Source organism: Streptomyces sp. RP5T, from assembly GCF_003933965.1.
In the GTDB taxonomy this organism is placed as follows: Bacteria; Actinomycetota; Actinomycetes; order Streptomycetales; family Streptomycetaceae; genus Streptomyces.
Genome location: NZ_RSAJ01000305.1, coordinates 1 through 9984, shown reverse-complemented (window position 1 = coordinate 9984; position 9984 = coordinate 1). Strand labels below are relative to the sequence as shown.

Sequence of the window (9984 nt, the reverse complement as noted above, 5' to 3'; positions counted from 1 at the left end):
GGTCCAGATCGCGCGGAGTCTGCGGCCGGGCAGGTCGAGGAGTTCGCCGGGGACGATCTCGCGGTCCGGCAACGCGGGGGAGAAGCCCGGGAGTTCGCGGCGGCGGGCGGTGCGCAGCGGGGCCACGTGCTCCTCGGGGGCGCCCGCGGCCACCAGCTTGGCCGTCATGTAGGTGAACCAGCGCTCGGCCCGGGTCTCCCGCGTGCGCCGCACGATCGCCGAGTCCGCCGCGTGCATGGCGATCCAGGCCCCGGAGGTCTCGCGCACCTGCCCGGACAGGCCGTGGTGGTCGGGGTGGTGGTGGGTGATGACGACCCCGTGGATCTCGCCTACGCCGGTCCCGCACGCGGTCAGCCCCGCGGCGAGGGTGTCCCAGGAGGCCGGGTCGTCCCAGCCGGTGTCGACCAGCACCGGGCCCCGGTCGGTGTCGACGACGTACACGAGCGTGTGGCCGAGGGGGTTGTCGGGGATCGGCACCCGGACGGACCGGACGCCTCCGCCGTGGTCGTGCACCTGCGCCATGAGTTCCCCAATCACCGCGGTCCAGTCACTATAACTAGAACGGGTTTCGACGGTAGCCCGAGGTCACCAATGTGCGCGGCGCACCGCCCGTGGACTCCTCGGAGTGGAACTGGTATCAGTTCCGTATCTGATGGATCGTCAGCAAGCCGCCCCTGGGAGGCGTTCGCCATGACCGAGCTCGTGGAACACGGACAGCTGTTCATCGGCGGGGAGTTGACCGACCCCCTGGGCGAGGACGTCATCGAGGTGATCTCCCCGCACACCCAGGAGGTCATCGGACGGGTGCCGCACGCCTCCCGCGCGGACGTGGACGCGGCCGTCGCCGCCGCCCGCACCGCCTTCGACGAGGGCCCCTGGCCGCGGATGACGCTCGACGAGCGCATCGAGGTCGTCACCAGGATCAAGGACGCCATCGCGGTCCGGCACGAGGAGATCGCCCGCGTGATCTCCTCCGAGAACGGCTCCCCGTACTCCTGGAGCGTCCTCGCGCAGGCCCTCGGCGCGATGATGGTCTGGGACTCGGCGATCACGGTCGCCAGGAACTTCACCTACGAGGAGCGGCGCGACGGAGTCCTCGGCCGCATCCTCGTCCGCCGTGAGCCGGTGGGGGTCGTGGCCGCCGTGGTCCCCTGGAACGTCCCGCAGTTCGTCGCCGCCGCCAAGCTCGCGCCCGCCCTGCTCACCGGCTGCACGGTGGTGCTCAAGCCGTCGCCCGAGTCGCCGCTGGACGCCTACATCCTGGCCGAGATCACCAAGGAGGCCGGGCTCCCGGAGGGCGTGCTGTCCATCCTCCCGGCCGACCGCGAGGTCAGCGAGTACCTGGTCGGGCACCCGGGGATCGACAAGGTCTCCTTCACCGGCTCGGTGGGCGCGGGCAAGCGCGTGATGGAGGTCGCCGCGCGCAACCTCACCCGCGTGACGCTGGAGTTGGGCGGCAAGTCGGCGGCCGTGGTCCTCCCCGACGCGGACGTGGAGGCCGCCGTCGCCGGGATCGTCCCGTCGGCCTGGATGAACAACGGGCAGGCCTGCGTGGCCCAGACCCGCATCCTGCTGCCCCGCTCCCGCTACGACGAGTTCGCCGAGGCCCTCGCGGCGGCGGCCGGTGCGCTCGTCGTCGGCGACCCGCTCGACCCGGCCACCCAGGTCGGCCCGCTGGTCGCCGAACGCCAGCAGCGCCGCAACCTCGACTACATCAGGATCGGCCAGGAGGAGGGCGCCAAGATCCTCACCGGCGGCGGGCGTCCGGCCGGCCTGGACCGCGGCTGGTACGTGGAGCCGACGCTCTTCGGGGACGTCGACAACTCCATGCGGATCGCGCGCGAGGAGATCTTCGGGCCCGTGATCTGCCTGCTGCCCTACGGCGACGAGTCCGAGGCCGTGAAGATCGCCAACGACTCGGACTACGGTCTCTCCGGCAGCGTGTGGACGGCCGACGTGGAGCGCGGCATCGAGGTGGCCCGCCAGGTCCGTACCGGCACCTACTCCGTCAACACCTTCAGCCTCGACATGCTCGGCCCCTTCGGCGGCTACAAGAACTCCGGCCTGGGAAGGGAGTTCGGACCGGAGGGGTACGGCGAGTACCTGGAGCACAAGATGATCCATCTTCCGGCCGGCTGGGAGGCGTGAGCGGATGGAGGTACATCCCGCGCGAGCTGAGGCGGGCGTGCGGTCGGGCGACCGCTGGCACGTCGAGGTCGACCGCTCCCTGTGCATCGGATCCGCCCAGTGCGTCCACACCGCTCCCGACGGCTTCCGTCTGGACACCGCCCGTCAGTCCCACCCGGCCGAACGGGAGACCGACGCCAACGAGAAGGTCCTGGCGGCGGCCGAGAACTGCCCGGTGGAGGCCATCATGATCACGCTCCTCGGAAGCGGGGAGCCGGTGTTCCCGCCGGAGGAGTAGAGCGGGGGAGCGGAGCGGGCCGGGAGGCCGCAGAGCCGCGGGAGAACCCGGCGGCGGCCTTTCGTGCCGGCTCCGTACCGGCGAAGCGAGCCCGTCCCGCGGGGCGTTCGCGTGCCGGCGTACGAGCTGTCAGGGGCGGGGTTCCGTGAGGTCGATCAGGCGGCACACCGTCTCGATGTCGATCTTCACCTGGGCGATGGAGGCGCGGCCCGAGAGCCAGGTGATCAGGGCCGAGTGCCAGGTGTGCTCGATGACGCGGACCGCGGAGAGCTGCTCGGGCGTCGGGTCCTTGAGTCCCATGGCGTCCAGGATGATCAGCGTGGTCTGGTGGGAGACCTGGTCGACCTCGGGGCTCACGCTGCGGTCCGCGAAGGTCAGCGCGCGGACCATCGCGTCGGCCAGGTGCGGCTCGCGCTGGAGCGCGCGGAAGGCCCGCATCAGGGTCTCCGCGACCCGCTCGGCCGCCGTCTCGCCCTGCGGCGGCTTCTTGCGGAGCGTGCCGTGCATGTGCTCCAGCTGGTCCTGCATGGTGGCGACCAGCAGATGGATCTTGGAGGGGAAGTAGCGGTAGAGGGTGCCGAGCGCCACCTGCGAGGACTCCGCGACCTCCCGCATCTGCACCGCGTCGAACCCGCCGCGGCTCGCCAGCTGCGCGCTCGCGTGCAGAATGCGGCGCCGCCGCGCCTCCTGCCGCTCCGTCAGCGGTGGCGCGGCGGGTCGCGCGGTACTGGCTTCCACTCCGGCCGGCTTGGCCACCTTGTCCACCTGGCTTCCGTGACAGTCCGTGAGGGCTCGCGATCACACAGCATGGCAGGATGCCGGGCCGTGGCGCGGTCGCCGCGTTCGTGGCGTGAATCACCTGATCCACCGCTCACAGGACCCCTACCTGCCGGTAGATTCAGAGCCTCCTGAACGATCAAGTCTGAAACTTGTTCTAGATTACCGTCTCGTCGTAATCTCGCGGGACAGTGCAGGCAGAAGGGGGCCCAGAGTGACCGCTGAGGCCAGTCAGGCCGGGCCCTCGACGGACCCGGCCGCCGACGGCGGGCGACCGCTCCGTATCGCGCTCCTCACCTACAAAGGGAACCCGTTCTGCGGCGGCCAGGGCGTCTACGTACGGCACCTGTCGCGTGAACTGGCCCGTCTCGGCCACCGCGTCGAGGTCATCGGCTCCCAGCCGTACCCGGTCCTCGACCCGGGCTACGACGGTCTGCGCCTGACCGAGCTGCCGAGCCTGGACCTCTACCGCTCCCCGGACCCCTTCCGCACACCGCGGCGCGACGAGTTCCGCGACTGGATCGACGCCCTGGAAGTCGCCACGATGTGGACCGGCGGCTTTCCCGAGCCGCTCACCTTCTCCCTGCGGGCCCGACGCCATCTCCGGGCCCGCAGCGGCGAGTTCGACGTGGTCCACGACAACCAGACCCTCGGCTACGGCCTGTTGGGCGACGTCGGCGCACCCCTGGTGACCACCATCCACCACCCCATCACCGTGGACCGCCAGTTGGAGCTGGACGCGGCCGACGGCTGGCAGCAGCGGATGTCCAAGCGGCGCTGGTACGCCTTCACCCGCATGCAGCGGAGAGTGGCCCGGCGCCTCCCGTCGGTGCTCACCGTCTCCGGCACCTCCCGCCAGGAGATCGTCGACCACCTGGGGGTGCGCGACGACCGGATCCACGTGGTGCACATCGGCGCCGACACGGACCAGTTCTCGCCCGATCCCGCCGTGCCGGTGGTCCCCGGCCGGATCGTCACCACCTCCAGCGCGGACGTCCCCCTCAAGGGCCTCGTCTTCCTCGTCGAGGCGCTCGCGAAGGTGCGCACCGAACACCCCGGGGCGCACGTGGTCGTCGTGGGCAAGCGGCCCACGGAGGGCCCGGTCGCCGGCGCGATCGAGCGCTACGGCCTCGAAGGCGCCGTCGACTTCGTCAAGGGCATCTCGGACGCCGAACTGGTCGACCTGGTCCGCTCGGCGGAGGTCGCCTGCGTGCCGTCGCTCTACGAGGGCTTCTCCCTGCCGGCCGCCGAGGCGATGGCCACCGGCACCCCGCTGGTCGCCACGACGGGCGGTGCGATCCCCGAGGTCGCCGGCCGTGACGGCGAGACGTGCCTCGCGGTACCGCCGGGGGACTCCGGCGCCCTCGCGGCGGCGCTGAGCCGTCTCCTGGGCGACCCGGACCTGAGAGCGCGACTGGGCCGGGCCGGACGTGAGCGGGTACTGGCGAAGTTCACCTGGGCGAAGGCCGCCGAGGGCACGGTGTCCCGGTACCGCGAGGCGATCGCCGGCTCCGCCCCCACGCTCCCCGGCCGCTCCGCGGCCTCCCCGGGTGCCGAGTTCGCACCCTCGACCCCAGACACCGGTGTCTATCCCGAAAGCAGGGCCACGTGCTGACCGTCGACTTCTCCAGGTTCCCGCTCGCGCCGGGCGACCGCGTGCTGGACCTCGGCTGCGGGGCCGGCCGGCACGCCTTCGAGTGCTACCGGCGCGGCGCGCAGGTCGTGGCCCTGGACCAGAACGCCGACGAAATCCGCGAGGTCGCCAAGTGGTTCGCGGCGATGAAGGAGGCCGGGGAGGCCCCCGAGGGCGCCACCGCGACGGCCATGGAGGGCGACGCGCTGGCCCTGCCCTTCCCCGACGAGTCCTTCGACGTCGTGATCATCTCCGAGGTGATGGAACACATCCCCGACGACAAGGGCGTGCTCGCCGAGATGGTCCGGGTGCTCAAGCCCGGCGGCCGGATCGCCGTCACCGTCCCGCGCTACGGCCCCGAGAAGGTCTGCTGGGCGCTGTCCGACGCCTACCACGAGGTCGAGGGCGGCCACATCCGCATCTACAAGGCGGACGAACTGCTCGCGAAGATCCGCGAGGCCGGCCTGAAGCCCTACGGCACCCACCACGCGCACGCCCTGCACTCCCCGTACTGGTGGCTGAAGTGCGCGTTCGGCGTCGACAACGACAAGGCGCTGCCGGTGCAGGCGTACCACAAGCTGCTGGTCTGGGACATCATGAAGAAACCGCTGGCCACCCGTATCGCCGAGCAGGCGCTGAACCCGCTGATCGGCAAGAGCTTCGTGGCCTACGCGACCAAGCCGCACCTGCCGGCCGTGGACGCGCGGTGACGACTCCGCGCACCGAACACCTCGTCCTGCCCGGGGTGCTGACCGCCGAGCAGGCCGCCGAGACCGTCGCCGGGATCCTGGCCGTGCAGCGGGAGGACGGGGCGATCCCGTGGTTCCGCGGACACCACCTCGACCCCTGGGACCACACCGAGGCGGCCATGGCCCTGGACGCGGCGGGCGAGCACGAGGCGGCCGAGCGCGCCTACGAGTGGCTGGCCCGGCACCAGAACGAGGACGGGTCCTGGTACGCCGCGTACCAGGACGGGCACTTCGCCGACGTCACGGACCGCGGGCGCGAGACCAACTTCGTGGCCTACATAGCCGTAGGAGTGTGGCACCACTACCTGTCCACCGGCGACGACACCTTCCTCGACCGGATGTGGCCGACGGTGTACGCCGCGACGGAGTTCGTGCTCGGGCTCCAGCAGCCCGGCGGGCAGATCGGGTGGAAGCGTGAGGACGACGGCACGCCCGTCACCGACGGGCTGCTCACCGGGTCCTCCTCCATCCACCACGCCCTGCGGTGCGCGCTGGCGATCGCCGAACAGCGTGAAGAGGCCCAGCCCGACTGGGAGTTGGCCCTCGGCGCGCTGCGGCACGCGATCCGCCGGCACCCCGAACGCTTCCTCGACAAGGACCGCTACTCCATGGACTGGTACTACCCGGTCCTGGGCGGGGCGTTGACCGGCGCGGAGGCCAAGTCCCGTATCGAGGAGGGCTGGGAGCGGTTCGTCGTACCCGGCCTGGGAGTGCGCTGCGTCGTCCCCAACCCGTGGGTGACGGGCGGGGAGTCGGCCGAACTCGCGCTGGCCCTGTGGGTCACGGGCGAGTCCGACCGGGCCCTGGAGATCCTCCAGTCGATCCAGCACCTGCGGGACGCGGACAGCGGCCTGTATTGGACGGGGTTCGTGTTCGAGGACTCGGCGATCTGGCCGCAGGAACTCACGACGTGGACCGCCGGGTCCGTTCTCCTGGCTGTCGCCGCGCTCGGTGGTCATGAGGCGACGTGCGCGGTGTTCGGCGGAGACCGTCTGCCACTGGGGCTGGATCCGGACTGCTGCGCCTGAGGACGCGGGGTTCGGCAGCGCCCCGAAGGGGCGCGGGGAACTGCGCGACCAGCCACGACGGCGCCGCAGACGATGACGGCACCACCGGCGGAGCGCTCAGTGCCGGTGGGCGCGGTTGGCGATCGCGTGGCCCACGAACAGGTAGACCACCGCTGCCAGTCCGTAGCCCGCGACCACTCGGGCCCAGGCTTCGTCGAAGGTGAAGAGGTCGTAGGACCAGCCGGCGAGCCAGCGAGCGGCATCGTGGATGAACTGCACGAAGGCGTTCGCTCGGTTGGCGTCCAGCAGGTACATCAGGATCCACAGGCCCAGGATGAGGGCCATGATGTCGGCGACGACCGCTATGACCGTCCCGGCTGAGTTGGCACCACGGCGCGTATGAGTGGACATGGTGTTCGAATGGCCGGGAATCCTCCGGTGAAACCTGGCCTCACGCGTTGAGCTCCGCCAGCACCCGCAGCGACCGGCGGTCCGGGGCCAGTGCCAGCAGATCCGTCACCGGGCCCTTGCGCCACGACTCCAGCCGCTCGGCGATGCGTTCGCGCGGACCGACCAGGGAGATCTCGTCGGCGAACGCGTCCGGCACCGCGAGCACCGCCTCCTCGCGACGGCCTTCGAGGAACAGCCGCTGGATCCGGCGGGCCTCGTCCTCGTATCCCATACGGGCCATCAGGTCGGCGTGGAAGTTGCGGGCCGCGTGGCCCATCCCGCCGATGTAGAAGCCGAGCATGGTCTTCACCGGCAGCAGTCCCTCGGCCACGTCGTCGCACACCCGCACCTGCGCCATGGGCGCGACGAGGAAACCCTCCGGGGCTTCGGCGAGCGAGGCCTCGTACACCTCGGGCCGGTTCGGCGACCAGTACAACGGCAGCCAGCCGTCGGCGATCCGGGTGGTCTGGGCGATGTTCCTCGGGCCCTCCGCGCCCAGCAGGATCGGCAGATCGGCGCGCAGGGGATGGGTGATCGGCTTGAGCGCCTTGCCCAGCCCCGTGCCGTCCGCACCCCGGTACGGCAACGGGTGGAAGCGGCCGTCCACCTCGACCGGCCCCGCACGCCTGAGCACCTGCCGTACGACGTCGACGTACTCCCGGGTCGCGGTCAGCGGCGACTTGGGGAACGGGCGGCCGTACCAGCCCTCGACGACCTGCGGCCCCGACAGCCCGAGGCCGAGCATGACCCGCCCCCCGGAGAGATGGTCCAGGGTGAGGGCGTGCATGGCGGTCGTGGTCGGGGAACGGGCCGCCATCTGCGCGACCGCCGTGCCCAGCCTGATCGTCGACGTCCGCGCCGCGATCCAGGTGAGCGGGGTGAACACGTCCGAGCCCCACGACTCGGCCGTCCACACCGAGTGGTAGCCGAGCCGCTCCGCCTCCTGGGCCAGCGGCACATGGTCGGGGGAGGGGCCGCGGCCCCAGTAGCCGAGTGCAAGGCCGAGTCGCACAACGCCTCCTGACGGTGTGTCAGTTCTGCGGGACCGCTCGCGAATGTACGGCAACGGCCCCCCGCCCGGAAGGGGCGAGGGGCCGTACTACGACCTGCCAGGGGTCAGCCGCGCTGGATGCCGCTCGTGTCCTGGAGCACACCGCGGCGGCCGTCCTGCGTCTGCGCGATCAGACTCGGACCGCGCTGCTCGACCGCCAAGTACCAGGTACCCGGGGCGAGTTCGGCGATCGGCGTCGGCGAACCGTCCTCCGCGAACAGCGGACGCGGCACCGGCACGGCGAACCAGAACGGCGAGAACTCCGCGGCCGGCGGCTGCGGGGCCTGCGCCTGGGGCTGCGGCTGGGCGCCGAAGGGCTGACCCGGCTGCGGCTGACCGCCGTACGGCTGCTGACCGGGCTGCCCCTGCTGCCCCGGCTGCTGGGCACCCGGGTAGCCGTAACCACCGGGCGGCTGGGCGCCGTAGGGCTGCGGCTGGGGCGGCTTGGGAGCCGGGATCAGGCCGGCCTGGAGGGCGGGGACGAGGGGGGTGGCGACGGCGGCCGCGGCCATCACCACGGTGGCGACGAGAGCGAGGATCAGGCCGACACCGGCGCTGACGGCGTTCGAACTGGAGCCGTAGTCCGCGGCGCTCAGCGGGTCGAAGACGTTCCCGAGCGCGCTCCAAGCGGCGAAGATCGTGAAAGCGGTGCCGAACTGGCCGAGGTCGATGCCCGCCGGCTTGGGGAGCTGCGGCAGACCGCGCGACACGACGACGAGAGCGGCGCCGATGATGCCCGCGAGGACGACCCCCATCACGACCGGACCGCTTGCCCAGGCGCTGGGGAGATCGGCGTCGTCGGAGACCCCGTCGACCGAGTACAGATCAAGGAACGACGCGATGAACAGCAACACCGCTGCACCGATCACCACGCCGTCGCCTCGAGTGAGGGAGCGGATATTCACTTCAAGTCCTTCGTAGGTCGTCTCGTCGTCGGTAGACCCTATCGTCCGCCCGGGCGGAGCGTACGACAGGATCCGCGCCCCGATCGTCACCCGCGCAGGAATCTCACGATTCCCTCAGAGATCCCTTGCGCCGCCTTCTGGCGCCACGCTCCGCTGGTGAGCAGCGCCGCGTCCTTGCTGTCGCGCATGTTGCCGCACTCGATGAACACCTTGGGAACCTTCGACAGGTTGAGGCCGCCCAGGTCGGTGCGGGTGTCGAGGCCGGTGCCGTGACCGATGTAGTTGGAGGGCGCGGTGTGCGTCGCGCGGCCGAAGTCGGCCGCGACCAGTCTGCCGAGTTCGGCGGAGGGGGCGACGATCCGGCGGGTGTCGGCGATGCCCTGGTGGACGCGGCCCGGGAGGATCACGTGGTAGCCGCGCTGCCCGGCGCCCGCGCCGTCCGCGTGGATCGACACCACCGCGTCCGCCTTCGCCCCGTTGCCGATCCTGGCCCGCTCGTCCACACAGGGGCCGAACGGCCGGTCGCCGTCCTGCGTCAGCTTCACCGTCGCGCCCCGCCGCTCCAGCAGGGTGCGCAGCCGGTGGGCGACGTCGAGGGTGAACTTGGCCTCCGCGTAACCGGAGTTGGTGGACGTCCCCGTGGTGTCGCACTCCTTGCGGTTCGTCCCGATGTCGACCTTGCGGTTGATCTCGGCCGGGTGCCGGAAGTTGGTGAGGTTGTGCCCGGGGTCGATGACGACGACCTTGCCGTGCAGCGAGCCGAGCGGCTTCTTGTCCTCTGCGGTGGTGGAGGAGGCGGTCGGCGGAGCGCTCGCCCGCGGACTCGCCGCGGCCGCCGTCCCGTTGCCGTCGGCCGCCCCGCTCACCCCGCCGTAGACCAGCCACCCGAGCAGGGCGCCCGGCACGAGCACGGCGAGAGCGACGGCCAGCGGGCGGCGCCGGGGACGGCGGGGCTGGGGGTGACCGAATTCAGGGCCTGCGTACGAC

Annotated in this window: 11 protein-coding genes; 5 read left to right on the top strand and 6 right to left on the bottom strand. The window is 71.5% G+C overall.

Features of this window, described 5'->3' with window-relative positions; genetic code table 11:
- A partial coding sequence (locus EHS43_RS27230) for an MBL fold metallo-hydrolase (RefSeq protein ID WP_125193395.1) occupies positions 1-522 on the bottom strand: 522 nt, incomplete at its 3' end.
- 168 nt (positions 523-690) lie between these two features.
- On the opposite strand from EHS43_RS27230, the gene EHS43_RS27225 reads away from it, so the two are divergent.
- Complete coding sequence (locus EHS43_RS27225; RefSeq protein ID WP_125193392.1) at positions 691-2148, top strand: aldehyde dehydrogenase; 1458 nt, start codon at positions 691-693, stop codon at positions 2146-2148.
- A 4-nt stretch (positions 2149-2152) separates the two neighbouring features.
- Entirely contained in the window at positions 2153-2425 is a 273-nt protein-coding gene (locus tag EHS43_RS27220; RefSeq protein ID WP_125193391.1) for a ferredoxin, read from the top strand.
- Between the two features lie 129 nt (positions 2426-2554).
- On the opposite strand, the gene EHS43_RS27215 is transcribed toward EHS43_RS27220, so the two are convergent.
- Positions 2555-3190 (bottom strand): TetR family transcriptional regulator, encoded by a 636-nt coding sequence (locus EHS43_RS27215; RefSeq protein ID WP_185806431.1) that lies wholly within the window; start codon positions 3188-3190, stop codon positions 2555-2557.
- Between the two features lie 226 nt (positions 3191-3416).
- Between EHS43_RS27215 and EHS43_RS27210 the strand changes: the two genes are divergently transcribed.
- The 3 genes from EHS43_RS27210 to EHS43_RS27200 are packed head-to-tail and all read left to right on the top strand — an operon-like array spanning position 3417 to position 6612.
- Entirely contained in the window at positions 3417-4817 is a 1401-nt protein-coding gene (locus tag EHS43_RS27210) for a glycosyltransferase family 4 protein (RefSeq protein ID WP_125193390.1), read from the top strand.
- A complete protein-coding gene (locus EHS43_RS27205; protein ID WP_125193389.1) occupies positions 4811-5545 on the top strand; it encodes a class I SAM-dependent methyltransferase in 735 nt (244 codons plus the stop codon). The genes EHS43_RS27210 and EHS43_RS27205 overlap by 7 nt, the downstream gene beginning before the upstream one ends.
- Positions 5542-6612 carry a prenyltransferase gene (locus tag EHS43_RS27200; RefSeq protein WP_125193388.1) on the top strand — a complete coding sequence of 357 codons (1071 nt, stop codon included), beginning with the start codon at positions 5542-5544 and terminating at the stop codon, positions 6610-6612. The genes EHS43_RS27205 and EHS43_RS27200 overlap by 4 nt, the downstream gene beginning before the upstream one ends.
- Positions 6613-6708: 96 nt before the next feature.
- Here EHS43_RS27200 and EHS43_RS27195 read toward each other — a convergent pair whose 3' ends face one another.
- The 4 genes from EHS43_RS27195 to EHS43_RS27180 form a co-directional block, all read right to left on the bottom strand.
- A complete protein-coding gene (locus EHS43_RS27195; RefSeq protein ID WP_125193387.1) occupies positions 6709-7002 on the bottom strand; it encodes a hypothetical protein in 294 nt (97 codons plus the stop codon).
- A gap of 40 nt (positions 7003-7042) precedes the next feature.
- Positions 7043-8053 (bottom strand): LLM class F420-dependent oxidoreductase, encoded by a 1011-nt coding sequence (locus EHS43_RS27190; RefSeq protein WP_125193386.1) that lies wholly within the window; start codon positions 8051-8053, stop codon positions 7043-7045.
- Between the two features lie 104 nt (positions 8054-8157).
- Positions 8158-8997 carry a DUF5336 domain-containing protein gene (locus EHS43_RS27185; protein WP_125193385.1) on the bottom strand — a complete coding sequence of 280 codons (840 nt, stop codon included), beginning with the start codon at positions 8995-8997 and terminating at the stop codon, positions 8158-8160.
- Between the two features lie 86 nt (positions 8998-9083).
- A partial coding sequence (locus tag EHS43_RS27180) for an N-acetylmuramoyl-L-alanine amidase (protein WP_185806430.1) occupies positions 9084-9984 on the bottom strand: 901 nt, incomplete at its 5' end.

Coding starts and splice junctions, on each gene's coding strand:
- EHS43_RS27220 (WP_125193391.1), top strand. CDS start 2,153: ATGGAGGTACATCCCGCGCGAGCTGAGGCGGGCGTGCGGTCGGGCGAC.
- EHS43_RS27225 (WP_125193392.1), top strand. CDS start 691: ATGACCGAGCTCGTGGAACACGGACAGCTGTTCATCGGCGGGGAGTTG.
- EHS43_RS27195 (WP_125193387.1), bottom strand. CDS start 7,002: ATGTCCACTCATACGCGCCGTGGTGCCAACTCAGCCGGGACGGTCATA.